At 71.2% G+C, this 19,779-nt stretch carries 17 protein-coding genes; 9 read left to right on the top strand and 8 right to left on the bottom strand.

The annotated features are described in order from the left end of the window. Positions 1–626 precede the first annotated feature (626 nt). A complete protein-coding gene (locus tag AB5J87_RS01640; protein WP_369373050.1) occupies positions 627–1,346 on the top strand; it encodes a DUF5317 domain-containing protein in 720 nt (239 codons plus the stop codon). Between the two features lie 596 nt (positions 1,347–1,942). On the opposite strand, the gene AB5J87_RS01635 is transcribed toward AB5J87_RS01640, so the two are convergent. Then, the gene (locus tag AB5J87_RS01635; protein WP_369373048.1) at positions 1,943–2,974 is read right to left on the bottom strand and encodes a sulfotransferase; all 1,032 of its coding nucleotides are present in this window, start codon (positions 2,972–2,974) and stop codon (positions 1,943–1,945) included. 225 nt (positions 2,975–3,199) lie between these two features. Beyond that, complete coding sequence (locus AB5J87_RS01630; RefSeq protein WP_369373045.1) at positions 3,200–3,709, bottom strand: RICIN domain-containing protein; 510 nt, start codon at positions 3,707–3,709, stop codon at positions 3,200–3,202. Positions 3,710–4,015: 306 nt separating this feature from the next. On the opposite strand from AB5J87_RS01630, the gene AB5J87_RS01625 reads away from it, so the two are divergent. The 3 genes from AB5J87_RS01625 (at position 4,016) to AB5J87_RS01615 (ending at position 6,200) form a co-directional block, all read left to right on the top strand. Next, complete coding sequence (locus AB5J87_RS01625; protein WP_369373043.1) at positions 4,016–5,041, top strand: ArsR/SmtB family transcription factor; 1,026 nt, start codon at positions 4,016–4,018, stop codon at positions 5,039–5,041. Between the two features lie 170 nt (positions 5,042–5,211). Beyond that, positions 5,212–5,682, top strand: coding sequence for a flavin reductase family protein (locus tag AB5J87_RS01620; protein ID WP_369373041.1), 471 nt, complete (start codon positions 5,212–5,214; stop codon positions 5,680–5,682). 149 nt (positions 5,683–5,831) lie between these two features. Continuing rightward, on the top strand, positions 5,832–6,200 hold the full coding sequence (locus AB5J87_RS01615; RefSeq protein ID WP_369373039.1) for a hypothetical protein: 369 nt from the start codon (positions 5,832–5,834) through the stop codon (positions 6,198–6,200). 113 nt (positions 6,201–6,313) lie between these two features. On the opposite strand, the gene AB5J87_RS01610 is transcribed toward AB5J87_RS01615, so the two are convergent. After that, the gene (locus AB5J87_RS01610) at positions 6,314–7,492 is read right to left on the bottom strand and encodes an acyltransferase family protein (protein WP_369373037.1); all 1,179 of its coding nucleotides are present in this window, start codon (positions 7,490–7,492) and stop codon (positions 6,314–6,316) included. Positions 7,493–8,061: 569 nt separating this feature from the next. Further along, positions 8,062–8,484, bottom strand: coding sequence for a MarR family winged helix-turn-helix transcriptional regulator (locus AB5J87_RS01605; RefSeq protein WP_369373035.1), 423 nt, complete (start codon positions 8,482–8,484; stop codon positions 8,062–8,064). Positions 8,485–8,651: 167 nt separating this feature from the next. Here AB5J87_RS01605 and eno point away from each other — a divergent pair, with 167 nt between their 5' ends. Beyond that, positions 8,652–9,932 (top strand): phosphopyruvate hydratase, encoded by a 1,281-nt coding sequence (gene eno / locus AB5J87_RS01600; protein WP_369373033.1) that lies wholly within the window; start codon positions 8,652–8,654, stop codon positions 9,930–9,932. Here the strand turns inward: eno and AB5J87_RS01595 are convergent. Continuing rightward, positions 9,929–10,795, bottom strand: a complete 867-nt coding sequence (locus AB5J87_RS01595; RefSeq protein ID WP_369373031.1) for a hypothetical protein — start codon at positions 10,793–10,795, stop codon at positions 9,929–9,931. The genes eno and AB5J87_RS01595 overlap by 4 nt on opposite strands. A gap of 538 nt (positions 10,796–11,333) precedes the next feature. Between AB5J87_RS01595 and AB5J87_RS01590 the strand changes: the two genes are divergently transcribed. Further along, positions 11,334–12,932 (top strand): ABC-F family ATP-binding cassette domain-containing protein, encoded by a 1,599-nt coding sequence (locus AB5J87_RS01590; RefSeq protein ID WP_369373029.1) that lies wholly within the window; start codon positions 11,334–11,336, stop codon positions 12,930–12,932. A gap of 60 nt (positions 12,933–12,992) precedes the next feature. Here the strand turns inward: AB5J87_RS01590 and AB5J87_RS01585 are convergent, their stop codons facing one another. Then, the gene (locus AB5J87_RS01585; RefSeq protein ID WP_369373027.1) at positions 12,993–13,946 is read right to left on the bottom strand and encodes an ArsR/SmtB family transcription factor; all 954 of its coding nucleotides are present in this window, start codon (positions 13,944–13,946) and stop codon (positions 12,993–12,995) included. 170 nt (positions 13,947–14,116) lie between these two features. Here AB5J87_RS01585 and AB5J87_RS01580 point away from each other — a divergent pair, with 170 nt between their 5' ends. The 3 genes from AB5J87_RS01580 (at position 14,117) to AB5J87_RS01570 (ending at position 15,578) form a co-directional block, all read left to right on the top strand. Beyond that, a complete protein-coding gene (locus AB5J87_RS01580) occupies positions 14,117–14,326 on the top strand; it encodes a hypothetical protein (protein WP_369373025.1) in 210 nt (69 codons plus the stop codon). A 187-nt stretch (positions 14,327–14,513) separates the two neighbouring features. After that, the gene (locus AB5J87_RS01575) at positions 14,514–14,879 is read left to right on the top strand and encodes a peptidase inhibitor family I36 protein (RefSeq protein WP_369373023.1); all 366 of its coding nucleotides are present in this window, start codon (positions 14,514–14,516) and stop codon (positions 14,877–14,879) included. Positions 14,880–15,023: 144 nt separating this feature from the next. Continuing rightward, positions 15,024–15,578 carry an RICIN domain-containing protein gene (locus AB5J87_RS01570; RefSeq protein ID WP_369373021.1) on the top strand — a complete coding sequence of 185 codons (555 nt, stop codon included), beginning with the start codon at positions 15,024–15,026 and terminating at the stop codon, positions 15,576–15,578. 91 nt (positions 15,579–15,669) lie between these two features. Here AB5J87_RS01570 and AB5J87_RS01565 read toward each other — a convergent pair whose 3' ends face one another. Next, a complete protein-coding gene (locus tag AB5J87_RS01565; RefSeq protein WP_369373019.1) occupies positions 15,670–19,284 on the bottom strand; it encodes a trypsin-like peptidase domain-containing protein in 3,615 nt (1,204 codons plus the stop codon). Then, complete coding sequence (locus tag AB5J87_RS01560; protein ID WP_369373017.1) at positions 19,260–19,577, bottom strand: CU044_2847 family protein; 318 nt, start codon at positions 19,575–19,577, stop codon at positions 19,260–19,262. Before AB5J87_RS01560 ends, AB5J87_RS01565 begins: the two co-directional genes overlap by 25 nt. Between the last annotated feature and the right edge of the window lie 202 nt (positions 19,578–19,779).

The following is a 19,779-nucleotide window of genomic DNA, read 5'->3' as shown; positions in this document are numbered from 1 at the left end:
ATGGCCTGGGACCAGGTTGTATCTGAGCAAAGTCCCGTGTCAACTGTCGTTTTTGGCCATCGAGTTGGCGGTGGTGCTTTAACGGCTCCGGGGTGTGCTATTCGGCATTCCCGGAGGGAACGATTCGGCGGAGATGAGCAGCGGTGGCGTTCCCCTCTTCGGGCAGGTTGAAGAGAAAGGTTCGAAAAGAAACTCGATTTTCTTCGGGTCGGGAGGAATGACTCCGGTTCGCCCGGCCCAGGGGCGAATCCGGTGGGGCATCGCCACGCCCGGCCCCGAACGCGGTGTCCAAGGTCGTCCGGGTCCGTCCAAAACTGTCCCGGCCGACGCGAATCCATTGCCGGACGCTCCCGGCCTTCCTAAAGTCGCCGTGCCGGACGGCTGGAGCGGGCACCGGGGCGGCGCCCGCACTCGCTGGTCCGGGGGGAAGAGCGGCGCACCGGCGCGGGGCCGGGCGCGGGGAGGAGGCCCGATGAGCCGGAAGCGGCGGATACGGAAACGGCGTTGCGCGGCCGACGCGGGCGCACACGCGCCCGCCCCCGCGACGCCCGCCACCGCCTCATGACCCGGCTCATGGCGCGCCTCGCGCCCCGGCCGGGCGGCGCCTCCGCACCCCGGGTACGGCGATGAGCGGGCAGGCCCTGCTCCTCTTCGGCTGCCCGGCGATCGTCGGGGTGGCGGCGGGGTACGCGAGCGGGGGCCGTCTGGGCGGACTGGTCGCCACCCGGCTGCGTGCCCTGTGGCTGGTGTGGCTCGCCGGGGCGGTCCAGCTGGCCGAGTTCGCCACGGGAGACCTCGACGGCCGGCCGGGCCAAGTGCTGCGCGGCGCACTGCTCGCCACGACCTTCGCGGTGGTGCTGGGGTGGCTCCTCGTCAACCTCCGGGGACGCCGCCCCGCCCTGAAGAGCGCCGCGACGACGGCGGTGGGCGGCGGACTGCTCAACGGCCTGGCGATCGCGCTCAACGGGCGGATGCCGTACTCGCCCACGGCCGCCGCCGAAGCCGGTATCCCAGCGGGCTCGCGGACGGCCAAGAACATCGCCGCCGGACACGGCAGCCGCCTGCCCTTCCTCGGCGACATCATCCCCGTACCGCCTGTGCACGCGGTCATCAGCATCGGCGACATCCTCATCGCGCTGGGGGCCGCGGCCGTGATCGCCACAGCCATGCACGAGCCCGTACAGGAACACATGCCGGAGGACGGACATGACACAGAGCATCACGATGCGGCGCTTGATGACGGCGTTGTTCGCCGTGGCCACGTTCGGCTTGCTGCTCTACACCATCGGCGCCCCGGAGATGACCGGCGGCTGACACCCCCTCACCGGGAAAGGAGTTCGGCGTGACACGCACCACGGGCGGGCGACGCCTGCTGAAGGCGCTGTTTGCGGTGGCCACGTTCGGCCTGCTGCTGTACACCATCGGCGCACCTGATTGGACCGGCGGCTGACAGGTTGCCGGGAAAGGAGTCCGAAGTGACGCGACTCATTGGTGGGCGGCGCCTGTTGAAGGCCCTGCTCGCGGTGGCCACGTTCGGCCTGCTGCTCTACACCATCGGAGCCCCCGAGTTCGGCGGCGGCTGACCGCTCGCCGCAGAAGGAGTCCGACGTGATCCGCACCATCAGCGGACGGCACCTGTGGACGGCGCTGTTCACCCTCGCCACCTTCGCCCTACTGCTGTACACCATCGGAGGCCCCGACTTCGGCGGCGGCTGACGTTTCGCCGCCGAAGCGGAACCTGTTGGAGCGAAGCCGGCCAGGATCCGGGTGAAACCGGGTGCTGGCCGGTGGTGTTGCGACGACGACGACTTCGACGCTTCCCATGGCCTGTGAAGCCGGCACCCCGGCTGTGTGCGGCGGCCGGGATGTCGTGCCGCGACTGGTATGGGTGTCGGCCGCGCGGCTGCGACCTCTGCTGATCCCGGGCGCGCGGCCAGCCCGTCTATGCGCGGCCGTCCGCCAGTACCCGTGTGCCCGGGGCGCAGGCTTTCTCCAGCGACGTGCGTTGCGCCGCCGGGAGTCGGGCGGCGGCTCCCCGTCTGCTGCAGTCCAGGCGCTCCACGCCCGTGTCGAGCCACTGGGGGAGCGGCTCCACCTCGATGAACTCCGCGAGGCGGGTCAGCTCTGCGCGGGGGTCGTCGAGGAGGTTCTCGTAGCTGAGCGTGGTCCGCTGCGCGGCGGGCACCTCGTCGAGATGGGCCACACCCTGCGCGACGAGCTCCGACCACAGCGCGCCGAAGCCCTCCGTCGGCAGCGCTCGCTCCAGTACCAGGGCCGGATCGAAGCGGTCACTCAGCAGCGGCGACAGCTCGGGCGGCAGCGCGCGGACCTGCTCCTCGCTGAGGTCCTCGACGCGCTCGGCGCCGCTGTGGGCGAGGATCTCCCGCAACAGGAAGATCACCCGGTAGCCCGTGTGGCGGCTCATGGACAGCGCGCAGTCGGGCCCGTCCCGGAACAGATGGACGAACCGCGCGTGCGGAAACACCGTGCGGAGCAACGGCACCCGGTGCAGCGAGTAACCCGACCGCTCGACCACGGCGGTACGGCCGAACCGCCCGCCCAGCAGATCGAACAGTGCGGCGTAGTGGTCCCCGGCCGTCCGCCGGGGCCACGTGCGCACCTGCTTTTCGAGATCGTCGTACAGCCCGTCCGGGTCGTCGGTGAGATGGGGGAGCACCATCAGGGACAGCGCGGGGATGCCGGTGGTCTCGGCGGAGAAGCGACCCGGTCGGCGGTGGTAGAGGAACTCCGGCATCGGTACGCCGTTGCGGATCATCCGGTCGAACAGCGGGTTGGGATCGGCCAGCAGCCGCCAGAACTCCGCCCCGTCCACCAGGCCGTCCGGGAAGCTCCGGCTCTGCACCGACGACAGCAGCTCGTTGAGGCTGAGCACGTCCGGATGCGTGTTGAGGATGCCCGAGAGCGCGGTCGACCCACTGCGGCCCGTACCGACGACGAAGGTCAGAGTGCGCACGTAAGGGATCTCCTTCGACGACGACCGTAGTGATCGCGAGCAGACTTCCCCGGGAAGCCGCGCTCTATCCCTGGGGACGCCGCCGAGTCCCGGGACGGGTGGGCGGTGCCGCCGGGGATACGGGACCGGCAGGAGGAGGGACCCGAGGAACAGGGGCCGTGCAGGAGGAGGGCCCCCTCGCGCCGGTGCGGCGAAGGGGGCCCTGGTGGAGATGGCGCGCCGCCGTCAGCGGTTCCAGATCTGGGTGGAGGCGCCCGTGCAGACCGACTGGCGCACCTCGCGGCGGCTGCCGGAGGGCGCGCCGCCGTCGTCCAGGCACAGACCGCTGGCCACGTTCTTGATCAGGGCCGAGGGGCCGCCCAGCTCGACGAACTCCCACCGCTGCTGCGAGATGTTGTTGCAGGGCCGCTGCACGACCTGGGTGCCGGGCTGGTTGCTGACCGCCTCTATGCACTTGTTGGAGTGGAACGCCTTGAGGAAGGTCGTCGGGTTGTCGAGCTGGAACTCAAGGACGAATCTCTGGTGTGACTTGCCGTTGCAGCTGAACTGCTGCAGCACGGTGTAGTCGGCCGAGGACCCGCCCTGCACATCGAGGCACTTACCGGTGGCGGCGTTGTGGAGGTAGTACTGGCCGGACACTCCCGCGTGGGCGGATCCGGCGAAGACGGCGGTCGTCGCGAGGGCGGCACCCACGGCGACACCAGCGCGGACGGCGAACGAGCTGCGGAGCTTCATGGTCGGTGATCTCCTTGCAGTGGTACGGACGTTGGCGGAGGAGGAACCAGTCACCTCGCGGTGATGTCCTGACGTCTCCCCTTCCCGGCGGCAGTCTTACGGGTGACCGGGCCGCGGCTCAAAGCCCTTCGATGCCCATCGAATCCAGACATTTCACGGCCGTGTGCGGGAGTTCCGGTCAGATGATCCACGGAGCCGGGCGTTCCGGGCCGGGGCCCCCTACCGTGATCACACGCCCCGGCCGGCCACCCCGCCCGGGGCCGCCGCGCACGCCCGCCGCCCCGCCGCACGCATGGAGGAACGACGGTGTTACGCCTGCACTTCACTGCCGAGGACCTGCTGCGCGTACGCGTCGCGACAGCACCGGACCCGCTCGCCGAGACCGTGCTGAGCCTGCCGCTCCTGCAAACGGAGCGGCCGGGCCGGGCAGCGGACGTGGCGCTGTCGGGCTGGCGGGCGCGCACCCGGCGCGGTCTGCGCCCCGAGATGCGGATCCTGCTGGAACTCGCCCCTGCGGGTTCGGGCCAGTACCTCCCGGAGGCGTTCACCCACGCCGCGGCGGCCGACCTGGCGGACAGCCTGGACCACACCTGGTCCCTGCCGAAGCGCCAGTGGACGGCGGACTGGCGGGCCACCCGGCTGCTGCGGCCCCGCGCCCCGGCATGGATCCACGCCCTGCACCACGGCGACCGGACCTGGTCGGACCTGGTGCGGCGGCAACTGCACGCGTACCACGCGATGGCGATCGCCCCCTACTGGGGACAGCTCCTGGCGGCTGCCCAGGCCGAGCGCACCGAGCGGGCGGTGACGACGGTGGACGCCGGCGTCGAGGGCCTGCTGGGCAGCCTGCACCCGGAGATCGACTGGTCGTCGGGGACCCTGTCCCTGCCCTGCGACGTGGATGTGGACCTGCGGCTGCGGGGCCAGGGGATCCTGCTGGTCCCCACGTTCTTCTGCGCCCGCCCCCTGGGCCTGATCGACAACGCCGACCCGGACCGCCCCTTCGTCCTGCGGTATCCGCTGGCGCGCTCGCTCGGGGACGGCGCGGCCGTGGTGGCGTCCGGCACGGCCGCCACGGGCGAGGGGCTGACCGCGCTGCTCGGCGCGACCCGCGCGCGTACGCTCCGGGCGGCGCAGAGCCCGGCGGGCACGGCCGAACTGGCCCGACGCGTCGGCACGTCGGCGGCGACGGCGAGCCATCACGCCTCGGTGCTGCGCGCGGCGGGCCTCCTGACGACACACCGCGACGGCCCCGGGGTCCGCCACGCCCTCACCCCGCTCGGCTCGGCCCTCCTGGGCGGCGGGCCGCCGCAGGAAGCCGCGCCGTGCTGACCCCACCTGGTTCCCTTCCCACCTGATCCCCCCTGGCACGGCCGGGGCCGGCTGAGAGGCGCCCGCGGTGCGGCGCGCGCATGGGCGGGCGACGCGCCGTCCGTACGGCGGGCTGGAGGGTCCCCTCGCCCATATCCTCGTCCGACATCCGGCAACGAGGAGGCTCCACGGTGGATTTCGACGACTTCACGGCGCTGGTGGACTCTCCGGTGTACGTGGTGACGGCGTCGGCCGACGGACAGCGGGCCGGGTGCCTGGTCGGCTTCGCGGGGCAGTGCTCACTGGATCCGGTGCGGTTCGTCGTGTGGCTCTCCAAGGCCAACCACACCTACCTGGTGGCCCGGAGGACGACTGTCCTGGCCGTGCACCTTCTGGGACAGGACCATGAGCTGGCCGTACGGTTCGGTGCCCTCTGCGGGGCCGAGGCCGACAAGTTCGACGGCCTGGCCCTCGCCGAAGGTCCGGAGGGCACTCCGGTCCTCACCGATGCCCTCGCGTGGTTCACCGGGCGCGTCGTCGACCGGTTCGACGGGGGTGACCACGTCGGGTTCGTGCTGGACCCCTCGACGGTCCGGGCGCGGGACGGCGAGCCGCTCTCCCTCCACCAGACGCTCGACATCACCGCTGGGCATCCCGCGTAGGGCACACCGCATCCGGCAGCGTGGTTGAGCGCTGGACCATCTTGGCGTGATCTTGTCAGGCCGGAAACCGGCTGGTCTGGTGGGTAGTTCGGGCCGTAAAAACGGGATGTCATTCGACGTTGGCCGATTTCGGACCCCAGGAGCCCACCATGTCCCGCTTGCGTACCGCCACCCTCGCCCTCGCCGGTGCCGCCGCGCTGTTCGCCCTGAACTCCGCGCCCGCCCAGGCCGCTCCCGGCGATGTGACGACGACCTGCGCCAACACCGCCACCCCGGCCGGTTACGTCGACGTCAGCTGGGGCTACAGCAACACCTGCGGCGGCCAGAACTTCTCGCCGAACATCAAGCAGATCAAGCAGCTCACCGGACTGCCCATAGGCACCGTCGTCCAGGCGTGCGGATCCGCCTACTACCCGGCCGGCTGGGTCCAGACCAGCTCGTACTACAGCAGCTCCTGCGTCGCCTTCCCGAACTCCGGCTTCAACAACAATGCCTGGACCCTCAAGCGCGTCTCCTGATCACGCCTTGTGGTCGGCACCCCCGCCCCGCGATGGATCCACGCGGGGCGGGGGTGGGCGTTGTCCGTCGGGGCAGCCCCGCCGATCGGCGGGGCGCCCGGATCCGGTTCGGCTCAGGCAGCCGCGGCCCTGGCTCGTCGGGATGTGGACCAGCGGCGAGTGCAGGGGCGCTCGACCAGCGCGTACAGGGCCCAGGAGGTGAGGACGGTCACCGCGAGCAGGAGGGTCAGCAACCCGAAGGCCACGGGGGTGGAGTAGAGGTCGTGGCCCAGGAGTTTGCGGCCGTGGATGAGTACGACGGAGTGCAGGAGGTAGAACGCGAAGGATATTTCGCCGAGCCAGACCATCGTCCGGTTGCGGAAGGGGGTGAACCGGCCCTCCGCGTCGGCGGTCGCGGCGGCGGCGATCAGGAGCACGATCGGGACGATCGAGGTGGAGCGCTGGGCGTAGAGCACGTCGGAGTGCTGGCCGAGCCAGTAACCGCCCGCCAGGAGCAGGCTCGACCAGGCGAGGCCGATGTTCCGCCAGCGTCCGTTGAGCACCGCCTGGGCCACCAGCATGCCGAGCGCGAAGTCGAGCAGCCGCACCGGCGGGAAGTTGTAGGCGAACCACAGCTGCTTCACCGAGGCACCGCCCTCCGAGCCGTTGACCGGGATCGCGGGTGTGTTGGGCAGCACCTGGTAGGTGAACAGGGGGGTGAGGACGATCGCCGCGGTCACCCCGCCGATCCAGTACTTGAGCCGTGCTGGATCGATCCGCAGGAACAGGCGGTTGAGCAGCGGGAACGAGGCGTAGAAGACGAGCTCGCACCCGAGTGACCAGCTCGCGAGGTTGACGCTCAGCAGGTACTGGAGGTCCGGCACCCACACATGGACCATGAAGAGGTTGGCGAGTGCCACTCGGGTCGGGGTGTGGGCGGAGGCGAAGAGGACCATGGCCAGGGCCCAGGTGATGACGTAGTTCGGGTAGATCTTGGCGAACCGGCGGCGCCAGAACGCCCGTGTGGTGTCACTGGGGCGGGCGGACCAGGCGAGTACGAAGCCACTGAGCACGAAGAAGAAGGTGACGCCCAGTGCGCCGGTGTTCTGCGTGGCTCTGTTGAGGGCCACGGCCAGCTTGTCGTCCGCGAGCAGACGTACTTGGGGGACGGTCAGTCCGGCGTGGTTGACGAAGACCAGGAGCGCGGCGGGGAAACGCAGTCCGGTCAGCGAGGGCAGCCGGGACGGGCGGGAAGCGGGCCCCGTGTCCCGCTCGGGTGCCTCCCTCGACGGCCGCAGCACGCTGTATGTCATGAGCAACCTTCCTGAAAACGTGGGGGGTTGTCCTCCGCGGGCACGCGGCCGGTGGCTCTGGGCGGCGTCCCGCGGTGATCGTTTCCGGTACGGGCTCAGGTTTGCCGGGGCAGATGGGGCCGCTACAGAGCCGCTCTTGATTCCCCCTGTCGCGGACAGGGCCTGGCTGGGACTTTTCGAGGGCCCGGATCCTGGGGGTGCGCTGAAGCCCGGACGGGCTCTGCCGGATGCGGGGGCATGTGCTGATGGATCATGCCTGGTCAAGGGGTTGCATCTAGGGCACTGCCTGGCATGTCCCGCTCATGAACGCCATGGGGTCACTTGATCTATTCCGGGTAAACGGACGGCGCCGCTGACATCCGGGGCAAGTTGGTTGGCCTGGAACGCACGGTCAGTGGGTGGACCACGCCTTGAGCCCTTGTCCAATGGCGACGGAGCGACCGCTGGCGAGGTCATTCGCCCGGCGGCTCCTGCCGCTCGAACGCCCCTGCTCGGTGAGTGATGACACCCTGGCCCACCTGCACCGATAGGGCCGCACCACGACGGGTGCCCGTCGTCGCGGGTGGGTGTCAGTGCGCCGCGAGTCGTTCCACCAGGGCGATTCCCCGCGCCAGCAACTCCCGCTCCTCCGCCGTCAGCTCCGCCTCGATGGCCCGTGCCAGCCAGTCCGCCCGGCGGCCCCGCTCCTGTTCCAGGAGGGCCTGGCCGGCGGCGGAGAGTTCGACCAGGCTCTTGCGGCCGTCCGTGGGATGGGCGCGGCGCGTGATCAGGCCCTGCTCCATGAGCAGCCCCACGGCTCGGGCCATGGACTGTGGGCGCACCCGCTGATCGGCCGCCAGCTCGCTGGTCGTCATCGCACCGCTGCGGTCGAGCGCGCCGAGCACGGACGCCTGACCGAGCGGCATCTGGTCCTCGAGCTTCACGCGCCGCGTGAGCTTTCCCAGCGCGGTGCGCAGTTCGGTCGCGACGGCGGCGGATTCCGGAAGGGGCATACCGAACTTTAACGCAGCGCGGCTGCACAGCAGAACTGTACAGCAAGACTGCGCAGCAAAACTAAACAGCATGACTGTGCAGCATTGCTGTAGAGTCTGGTCCGCCGGGTGAGCGTCACCGTCGCCGCAGCCGACCCCGGCACGCATGCGACAAGGGAAGGACTCCCATGACCGCCATCACCTCCGTCACCGGCCGCCGTGTCCTCGACAGCAGGGGCAACCCCACGGTCGAAGTGGACGTCGAGCTCGCGGACGGATCCCTCGGCAGGGCCGCCGTCCCCTCCGGCGCGTCGACCGGCGCCCGCGAAGCCGTCGAGCTCCGCGACGGCGACCCGGCCCGCTGGCACGGCAAGGGCGTCGACCAGGCAGTACGCAACGTGAACACGGAGCTCGCGGCCGTTGCCGTCGGCCGCGAGGCCGAGGACCAGACCGGCCTCGACGCCGCTCTCATCGCCGCGGACGGCACCCCCGCCAAGTCCCGGCTGGGCGCCAACGCCATCCTCGGAATCTCGCTGGCCACCGCCAAGGCCGCAGCCGCCGCCCACCGGCTGCCGCTCTACCGGTACGTCGGCGGCTCCGGCGCCCGGCTGCTGCCCGTACCGATGATGAACATCGTCAACGGGGGTGCGCACGCCGACAATCCGCTGGACTTCCAGGAGTTCATGATCGCCCCGATCGGCGCGCGGACCTTCGCCGAGGCCGTACGGATGGGCTCGGAGGTCTTCCACACCCTGCGCCGCGACCTGCTGGCCGCCGGGCACTCCACGGGCGTGGGCGACGAGGGCGGCTTCGCGCCCGCCCTGCGCACCGCCGAGGAGGCCCTCGACTTCGTGGTGGCCGCCGTCGAACGCACCGGCTACCGGCCGGGCACGGACATCGGCCTGGTCATGGACCCGGCGTCCTCCGAGTTCTTCCGCGACGGCGTGTACGACTACACCGGCGAAGGCATCCGGCGCACACCCTCCGAACACGCCGACTACCTGGTGAAGTTGATCGACGCCTACCCCGTCGTGTCGATCGAGGACCCGATGGCCGAGGACGACCTGACGGGGTGGCGCGAGCTCACCGCGCGGGTCGGCGCACGCTGCCAGCTCACCGGTGACGACGTGTTCTGCACGAACGAGACCCTCCTGCGCGAAGGCATCCGCTCCGGCGTCGCCAACTCGGTCCTGGTCAAGGTCAACCAGATCGGCACCCTCACGGAGTCCCTGGCCACCGTCGACGCCGCCCACCGGGCGGGCTACACCGTCGTCATGTCCCACCGCTCGGGCGAGACGGAGGACACGACGATCGCGGACCTGGCGGTGGCCACGGGCTGCGGCCAGATCAAGACCGGCTCGCTCTCCCGCTCGGACCGCACCGCCAAGTACAACCAACTCATCCGCATCGAGGAGCAGTTGGGCGACAGCGCGCAGTACGCGGGCGACGCTCTGGCGCTGCGGCGTTAGGGCCTGTCGCCCCGGGCCCGGGGGACCGTCAGCCGCCAGTCGCCCGGCTCGACGTGGGGGTGCACGGCGGGATCGGCGGGCGGGCGGACCAGGCAGCGGTGGCGCAGCAGATCACGCCGCTCCCGCGGAGTCATGTGCGGCTCCTCGTCGGGTCCGTCGATGTCCGTCGTGCCGTCGACGTTGAAGTGGTCGGCGGTGGCGGTGCGGTAGTCCCGGCGGAAGTCCGTCTTCCACTGCGAGTTCGACCCCCAGAACTCGGAGCCGTCGACCGCGTCCCGGTGGCGCCGGATGAAGACGGAGTGCACCGGGGTCCGGTCCGCCACCCCGGCCTCCGCGTGCCGGCTCCCGGCCCGGACCCGGACACCCGCCCGGCTGAACACCAGCTCGCCGAAGGCCAGGCCCGGCCACACGGTCCCGGTCACGGTGATCGGAGTGTCCGGGTCCGCCGCCTGCTCCACGCTCGCGATCTCGTGCCAGAGGGGATCGAAACCACCCTCCCCGACCGGAGTCATGCCGAGCGAGGTGAACAGCGCCAGATACTGTTCGAGCGTGACGCGCGGCCACTCCTGCCGCAGGTGCAGGAAGTGCTTGGTGGGTGCGTCGGCGTCCGGCGGCAGCTCCGGCTGAAGGCCCAGCAGCAGTACGTCGTTGACCCGCATCAGCGCGTAGGCCAGCTCCAGCAGATCGCCGAACTCATACGTCTCGCGCCGCCACGCCCCGTACACCGCCAGCGGCGCGAGGCGTTCGCGCAACCCGGCTCCCTCGCTCCGCAGCCAGGGTTCGAGCACATCGGTGAAGGCGTCCGGCCCCTCGTACGACTCCAGAGCATGGAACACGCGGCGCGGCGCGGCGATCTCGGTCATGCCGGGCAGCGTACGAGGGCGGGGCGCCCGGCCCAAAGCGAAATACGGCACCGGGTCCGGCCCCGTCCGGTCGCGGGGTGGGGTGGCACCCGTAGGCCCGTCCGTTCCACGGGGTGTGCCGGGTGCGCGATCCTTGCGCGGCCGATTTCGCGGCCGGCTCTTCCGCGGCCGGTTGCGTGTCCCCGAACCTTCCACGGCCGGTCTCGTCCGCCTGCCCTCCGTACGCCCGTTCCGGACACCGACGTGCCGCGAAATGTGGTTGTGAGCCGCCGACCGCGTGCGTTAGCGTCGAGGAGTACTTGTTGCCGCCGTTGGGAGAGGCCCGTGCGCCGCTGAGGTCCGAGACACCGTGCACGCCGTCCGCGTGCCTACGAGTGTGACCTCGGAGGCGAGCCGCCTCCGGGCCCGGCTCTCTGCTGCCCGGCCCGACTTCCTGCGGTGCCTTCCTCTCTTCGTGCCATCCGCAAGCCGCGGCGGATGCGCGGTGTCTCCACGCGCTGGCCCCCGCCACCAGTACGCCCATGGGAGACACCCACTCATGACCACACACCTGCCCGCACCCGTCCTGTGCTCCGGGCTCACCTTCACCTGGCCCGACGGAACAGTCGTCCTCAAAGACCTGACCTGGACGGCAGGCGACGGCCGTACCGGCCTCATCGGGAACAACGGGACCGGGAAGTCCACCCTCCTCAAGCTCATCGCGGGCCGGCTCACCCCGGCCGCGGGCTCCGTGCGGGTGGCGGACGAGCCCGGATACCTGGCCCAGGACCTGACCCTCGACCCGAGCCTGCGCGTCGACGTGGTCCTCGGTGTGGCCGAGGCCCGCGCCGCGCTCCACGCCATCGAGTCCGGCGACGTCTCCGAGCGGCACTTCACCGCACTGGGCGACGACTGGGACGTGGAGGAGCGCACCCACGCCGCCCTCGCCCGCCTCGGCCTGGGCCACATCGGCCTGGACCGGACGGTCGGAGACGTCTCCGGCGGCGAGGCCGTGCTGCTGCGGCTGGCCGCGCTGCTGCTCGCCCGGCCTGCGGTCCTGCTCCTGGACGAGCCCACCAACAACCTCGACCGGGAGGCCCGCACCCGACTGCGCCAGGCCCTCGCCGACTACCGGGGAACGGTGATCGTGGTGACCCACGACCGCGAACTCCTCGACCACGTCGACCAGATCGCCGAGCTGCGCGACGGCACCGTCCGCACCTTCGGCGGCAACCTGACGGCGTACGAGGAGACCGTCGCCGCCGAGCAGGAGACGGCCCAGCAGGCGTACGCCACGGCCCGCGCGGACGTCGCCGGACAGCACCGCGACCTGCTCGCCGCGCAGACGCGGCAGGCGCGCAGCGCCCGCTACGGCAAGCAGGCGTTCGCGGACAACCGGCTGGACAAGGCGGCGGCCGGGACCATGAAGCGCGCGGCACAGGTCTCGCGCGGCAAGCAACGAGCCGTCCACGAGCAGCGGCTGACGCAGGCTCAGGAACGGCTGACCGCAGCCGAGGAACGCCTGCGCGACGACGACACCATCCGCATCGACCTGCCCGACACGGCCGTGCCCGCCCACCGCGCGGTCCTCACGCTGGAAGACCTGCGCCTGCGCAACGGCCGCGCCCTCGACGACCTGCGCGTGCACGGGCCCGAGCGCATCGCGCTCACCGGCCGCAACGGCGTCGGCAAGACCACGCTGCTGCGCACCATCGCGGGCGAACTGCCGCCCGTCGAGGGGCGCGCGACCGTACACGTCCCGCTGCGCTACCTGCCGCAGCGTCTCGACCTGCTGGACGGCGCGCGCTCCATCTTCGACAACGTCGCCGGGCTCAACCCCCACGCGGTGCCCAACCGCATCCGCGCGCAGCTCGCCCGGTTCCTGTTCCGGGCGCGGCGCGCAGACCAGCCGGTCGCCACGCTCTCCGGCGGGGAACGGTTCCGGGCGACGCTCGCGGCGCTCCTGCTGGCCGACCCGGCCCCGCAGCTGCTGTTGCTGGACGAGCCGACCAACAACCTCGACATGGCCAGCACCGACCAGCTCGTCCAGGCCCTCTCGGGATACCGGGGCGCGCTGATCATCGCCAGCCATGACGACCACTTCCTGGAGCAGATCGGGATCACCGGTTGGCTCCAGCTGGATCCGGCCGGCGGCTGACACGCCAGGCGTGGGCTGGCCCTTGGCCGGAGAGGGCGGCGCGCCGACGGCATCCGTCCGTCACACGGCGACGGATCCGTGCGCCAGATCGGTGGCGAGCCGGGTGGGATGGTGGTGGACGGCCCGGCCGTCGCGGATGCTCGCGATGAGTCCGGCCTCGCGCAGCGCCGTCGCGTGCCGTGACGCGGCGGCGGGGGAGACGCCGAGGGTTGCCGCGAGTCGGCCCGTGGTGAGGGCGGGCGTCGTGACGACGGTGACGAGTGCCGTGGCCCTGGTCGTGCCGAGGAGTGACACGAGGGCCTGCGAGGGGGAGTGGAGTGCGGGGTCGCGGGCCAGCACCGCGGCTATGGGGTAGCTCACGGTCACCGAGTCGATGAGCGGGTTGAAGGTGATCCTGGTGCCCAGTACCGACGGCTGGAAGACGAGGGGGCGGCCCTGGAGGTCTTCTTCGCCGTCGTAGACGGTGTTCAGGCAGAGGTGTCGCCCGTTCCAACTCACCGACGGGTGAAGGGAGTTGAGCAAGGTGCCCGGTCCGCCGATGGCGGCACGGGCCTGCGCGGTGGCGGCTGCGGTCGCCACGGCCGAGGTGATGCCCCGGCTGTACGGTGACAGAGCGGTGGCGCGGAGGCCGACGAGTATCCGGTCCAAGGTGGAAGCCGCGCCCTCGTGACCGTCGGCGAGCGCGCGGGTGAACGGGGTCAGGGCGCTGGACCGGGCCAGATCTCGCAGATGGGCCACTGCGGGCGGCGACGCGACGTCGAACGGACTCCGTGCGGGCTGGGCGGACGTGTCCAGGAAGAAGGCAGGCATGTACATCGTGGTGTACAGGTCGAAGATCCTGCTGTGCCCGGGGTTCCAGCGGTGTGCCACCTCGTACCGCCACGCCGACAGCCGGCGGACGGGGTTCCGTTCGGTCAGATGGGCGCCGCCCAGGGCGAGCTCGTAACCGAAGTCCGGCGTATCGGCGACCCGTACGCGTTCGAGCTCGTCGCGGCTCAGACGGATCCGTATCAACTCGTCATCTCCGGGTGGGTTCCCTGGGCGCGCTGTTCGTGGAGACGGTGCTGGTCGTGGAGCCTTTGCGTTCTGGCGCAAAAGCCTAGCCGCCGGGGCGTGGAAGGTCGATCGTCTACTTGTCCGTCCGAGCCGTGGGGACTCGGCGGCCGACTACGGGAGGGTTCGTCATGCCTGATATGACCGGCGGAGCAGTCAAGGCCATCGCCACCACCGTTCTGGCGGGGGCCGTCACCTTCATACCCGGCGTCCACGCCCACGCCGAGACGCCCGCGCCGACGACGGTCAACGTCCAGGCCGGAGCGGTGACTCCGGACGCCACGGCCATCGAGTACGGCCTCCTCCTGGCCCAGCCGGGTTCGGCCTCGGCCGTTCAGTAGGGCCGACGGACCGGGCTCACCGGCCCGGTGGGGATGGTCGGCCGCGCAGGCCCACGGCCGGAGCTCCTCGTCGGCCTGCGCCGCACTCAAGGGAGCCGGGATCCCGGCTCGCCGTGCAACCGCGAACTATCGGGGAGGGAACGCGATGCGTATCAGGATGGGACGTCGTGCGGCCACCGTCACGACCGTGGGGGTGTTGACGCTCGGTGCGATGGGCCTGGCGACGAGCGGGGCGTACGCCGCGCCGGGCGGTGTGGAGGCATGCCCGAGCAACTCGGTGTGCCTCTACTACAACTCGCCCAATCTCGGCTGGGGTTCGTTCGAGAACTGGTCTCCCGGCCAATCCTTCAACCTGGCGTACTACAAGTTCGGCCACTGGGGGAACGGCTCCGGTGCGGGGCAGAGCGTACTCAACAACGCCGCCTCGATCGTCAACAACACCGGGCACACAGTGTACGTACGGGACTCCTTCGGCACCACGTACAGCTACGGTTCGGGCTACGCCGACAGTCTGTACGCTGCCGCCAACCACGACAGTTGGCTCATCACCTGATCGGAAGCCCGTGCTGCTTAGGGCGGAGGCCGGAGAACCGGCCTCCGCCCTGGGGAGCCGGACGTATGCCCCGTCTGTGACGGTCCACCGCTCTGACGCGCCCCTCTGTGGGGCCATGACGTTCGAAGTCAGGAGACAGCAAGCATGCTCAAGCTTCGCAAGGCCCGCGCGAAAATCATCGCGTTCTGCCTCTGTATACCCGCGCTGATCCTCGGCGCGGGGGCATCGACCGCCTCCGCCACCGGCACGTACTACTTCCTCAAGAACGCGAACAGCGACAAGTGCATGGCCGTCGGAGCCGCGAGCGCCAACAACGGGGCCGCTGTGATCCAGTGGGACTGCGCCTACGGGGCAACGGAGCAGTACTGGTCGCTCAACCAACTGCCGAGCAAGGTGGTCAACGGCGCCACCTACTACCACGTCGTCAACTCCAACGCCACGGCCGTGCGGGGCACCCCCATGTGCCTGGCCGTGCCGGGAGGCACCACCGCCTGGAACACCCAGCTGATGCAGTGGCCGTGTGGTGACTGGAACGACCACTGGTGGAAGCTGGTCGAGAACCGCCCCCAGGGCGGATGGATGCTGGAGAACCTCAACGGTCTGTGCGCGGCGGTCGGCGCCAGCAGCAAGGTTTCCGGCGCCCCGGTGATCCAGTGGCAGTGCACCGGCGGAGCGGAACAGACCTGGTTCCAGCCCTAGCCCAGTACTTCCATGACGGCCCGTCGGGTGAGGCGACGGGCCGTTTCGGCTGCTCAGGAGCGTGGTGGACGGGCGCGGCGCATCGGCGCCGTCAGTCGCGGAGGTGCCCGTCCCAGGGAACCACGCCCACCAGATAGTCGCCCATCGCGTTGAGTGCCGGGACGCCCGGCGCGCGGAGCAGCCCCAGGGCGGCCCCGGCGGCCAGCCCCCACAGCAGCATCCGGCGGGCGCGGGGGGCGGTCTCGGCGAGTTCGGACGCACCGAGGTACAGGGCAGTGATCACCACGGCGGCGACCGCGAAGTAGACCCTCAGCTTCCAGTCGGCGGGCGGTGTTTCGGCGACGCATGCCGCGGCGTATGCGTTGGCGACCACCGCGATCATGAACGGCAGCCCCGCCAGCAGGGCGAGGAAGGGCAGGCGCAGGAACAGGCCCAGGACCTGACGGATCGCGTTCTTGACGGCGGACAGGGCCGAGGGCACCTTGCGTGCGACTGGTGCCGCGGTGTCCCAGACGAAGACCGCCGTCGACGCGAGACGGCGGCTCACCCGGAGCGCGGCATCCCGCGCCGACCAGGGACGGTCCTGCGTACCCGCCCGGTCGCGCGTGGCGGCCTCGATCGCCTCACGGGCGGCGACCAGGCGCAGTACGCCGGGAAGACCTGCCGACAGTGCCAGTTCGGCCAGGCGACCGCCTCCACCGCGGCTCTTCAGCTCTTCCATCAGACGTCGGCGTTGCGGGTCCGGCAGCGCGGCATCGCGCACCAGCTCGCAGACGGTGTCGTACCACCACGACGCGTCCTTGGCGGCGTCGGCGGGTCCCTGCTGGGCGCGCGGTTGCTGGTGCTCGGGCGCCAGGTGCGAGACCAGGGCGAGACGGTCCTCGTGAGGCAGAGCGTGGGCCTTGAGCAGGGCGGCCAGGGCCAGTTGGACCGCTCCGTGGCGGAGTGCCCCGGGCGGGAGCAGGCGCGCCGCGGTGCTCCGGTCCGCCAGGGTCGCCGCGGGGTCGGCCAGCACGGGCAGCAGGATGTCCATGTCGTGGTCGTCGATCAGGTCGGGCAACTCTTTGAGGGCCTTCAGGCGCAGTGCGCCGGGCGCCTTCTGGTCCTCGACGACAGCGCGGTGGACGAGCGAGCGGTACTTGGGGCGCGCCAGAGACTGGACGACCGCGAATCGCAGTTCCGAGGGCAGCCCGTGATCAGCGGCGAGGTCCTCCAGCAGCCGACTGACGTGCGCTGCCTCCTTGCGACTGCGCCCCGCTGTGGTCAGCAACTGCAGTGCCTCGTGCCGCTGCCCGTCGGGGAGGTCCGCACGCACCAGGTCCGCCAGCGGTCCCGCGACGCCGGGGATCTCGGACACGATGAGCTCCCGCGCCGCGGCCAGGCGTGCCTCGGCCGTTTCGCGGGTGTCGGTCAGGCGTGCCTTGAGTGCCTCCGTCCCGCCGGGCAGCCCCAGTCTGTCCAGAGCGCGGACGGCGTTCTTCCGTGTCGCCGGCGGAGCCGACCGGTCGCGTGCCAGTCGGACCAGTACCTCGCCGTCGAGGCCGGTACGGCGGATGAGTTCCTCGGCCGCGCGGACGCAGCCCGGGTCGCCGGCGTCCGCCGTCCGCTCGCGCAGCAGGTCGGTGCCTCGGGGGTCGCCGAGGTCGGCCAGCGCGCAGACGGCGTCGAGCTGCGTGTCGGCCGCTGAGTCCTGGGCCGTGGCGGCCCGGAGCAGGAGGGCCGCGCCTCGCGGATCCCCGGTACGGGCCAGGGCGATGGCGGCGTTGTGGTCCCCGTTCCGAGCCGCCGAGTGCAGCACCGTCGTCGCCGACCGCCGGGCCGGCTCGTCGATTTCGGCACCGTCGTCGATGAGCGTGGAGATGAGTGTGGCCCCGCGCGGGCGTCTGGCCACCATCCGCAGGACCTCGTGCAGCCCGCGCAGTTCGTTCCGTACGGCTTCCAGCGCCGCCGGTCCCGTGGAACCGTGGCTTCGGACGGCCGCCTTGTGGAGCTCCGGCGGGAGTGCCTTGCTGCGGCTCCACCTCTGGCCGCCCAGGATCTCGCCCACGAACCGCCGGTAGACGGCCGTGCGTCCGCGCGGCAGGGGTTTGTCCTGGTCCACCGCGAACAACTGGCACAGCATGGCGGCCATCAGCGGTGTCCTGGCCGGTTCCGCCATGCCGGAGGAGGCGAGCCGACCCATGAAGCGCCGTACGCAACGGTCGAGGTCCGTGAGCTCCAGTGCCGCGAACCAGCTGCTCGCGAAGTCGGGCAACTGCCGGGGATCCAGCGGCAGGAGGTCGAACCGGCGCATTCTGGGCGGCTGTTCGCGGGTGGGCAGGGGGCGTGTCGCGACGAGGAAGCGGTAGTGGTCGCCCACCGCGGGATTCCTGCGCAGGTCGGCGATCTTCTCCAGCACCCGTGAGCGCTCCTGGGGGCCACCCGCTTCGTCGAGTCCGTCGACGAGGACCAGCCAACGCGCCCCGCGTACCGGAGCCCGCTCGAACCAGTGGGGCGGCCAGCCGGACACGGACGCGGCGAGCACTTCCGTCGTCGCCGTCCGGGCGATGACGGCCAGCGGGGTGTCACCCTTGAGGAACTCCTTCGCCTCCACGCGGACCGGCACCACACCGGGCCGGTCCTTCTCCGCGTGCCAGCGGTGGGCCAGCTCGGTGACCGCGTGGCGCAGCAGGCTCGACTTCCCCGCTCCCGGCGCCCCCACCAGGAGGATGTCCTGGCCGAGGCCGAAGAGTTCGTCGGCGCGGATCCGCTGGTGTTCGGAGGGGCCGGGCCGGTGTTGCCGGGAGCCCTCGCCCGTTGCGCGCTCCGGGTCGCCGGACGGGTCGGCCCCGGTCGTCGCGTCGGCGTCCGTCTCCGCCGGTGCGGTCCGGCCCGCGAACTGCCGTACGTACACGATCGACAGGGACGACGGTGTGCGGCCGTCGATCACCGGATACGGGTGGGCCCGGTCGGCCACGTCCGCGGCGGTGTCGAGGTAGTCGAGGAGCAGGGGGCTCGGGATGCGCCAGTCGGCGGCGGCCAGCTGGTCCTCGGTGAGCGCCAGGGGCCACGGGCCGTGCAACGCGGCCTCTTCGGCGCCTTGCGGGCACCGCGCGAGGATCTCCGCCACCGGCACCAGGTGTGCGCTCTCGTGCCGGTCGGAGGTGCTGAGCATGCCGCACACGGCTCCGGTACGGGTGTTGATGACGGCGCTGCCGCTGCACCCCGCCTTCGCGCGCCCCACCACGTGCGGCAGCCACGGCGCGCCGGGCAGGTCACTGCGGCGGTCGGTGCCCACGCAGCGCAGGGTCGTCGACTGCCCGGAGTTGAAGCCGCCGACCGGGTGGCCGTACGTCCACAGCTCGTCGTTGATCTCCGTCACGGGTGAGGTGAGGACCGGTTCCAGCGCCGCCCCGAGGCCCGGGGGCGACTCGGTGACGCGCAGCAGGACGAGGTCCAGGCCGCTGTCCCGGTCCAGCACGTACGAGTCGCGCACGGGCTCCAGGGTGAACTCCCGGCCGAGGGCGACCACATGGCCGCGCACGGCAGCCGGGAGCGAGGTCGCCGCGCCGAGGACGTGCGCGCAGGTCGCCACCAGGCCGGGGGCGACGACGAACCCGGTGCCCACGGTTTTGGAGGGGGTGGTCAGGCGCAGGGTCCTGGTCTTGAGCAGGGCTTCCCACCCGTTCGGACCGGCCGGGCTCAGCGCGGGGGCGGCTGTTCCCATTCCAGCTCCACGGTGAAGGCGGACGACGTACGGGCCTTGCCGACCACGGCGACGACGGAGCCCGATTCGAGCGCGAACTCACAGCCGAACTGCACCTTGACGCGCGAGGCTTCGGTCTGCCGAAGCCGGCTCACGACCGCGCGTGCCGTGCTCGTGAGCCCTGCGAGCGCCTCGTCGAGACGCCGGTGGACACGGCCGGAAATCTCCTGTTCCTCGCCGTACGTGTCGTGCAGCTCGCGTACGACCATGTAGACGGTGTGACCGTCGATGTCCACCGGGACCGGCTGGTCCACGGTGCGATCCGGTTGTCCCGCGCTCCCGAACTGGTCCACGACACCCCTCCGGTTGGTAGCCGAACCAGCACGCAGGGTAGTGCCAACTGGCCTGAATCCGCAGCCACTTGGGGGAGTCGTGAGCGGCCTCATAAATTGGCCTAGACCTATTGTGCGGCCGTGCTGGTGAAGGTACGTTCGTGCCCGGCTGCGCAGCCGGGCA

Source organism: Streptomyces sp. cg36, assembly GCF_041080675.1.
Taxonomy (GTDB): domain Bacteria; phylum Actinomycetota; class Actinomycetes; order Streptomycetales; family Streptomycetaceae; genus Streptomyces.
Note: the sequence above shows the minus strand (reverse complement) of the source record. Positions and strands in the feature narration are given on the sequence as shown.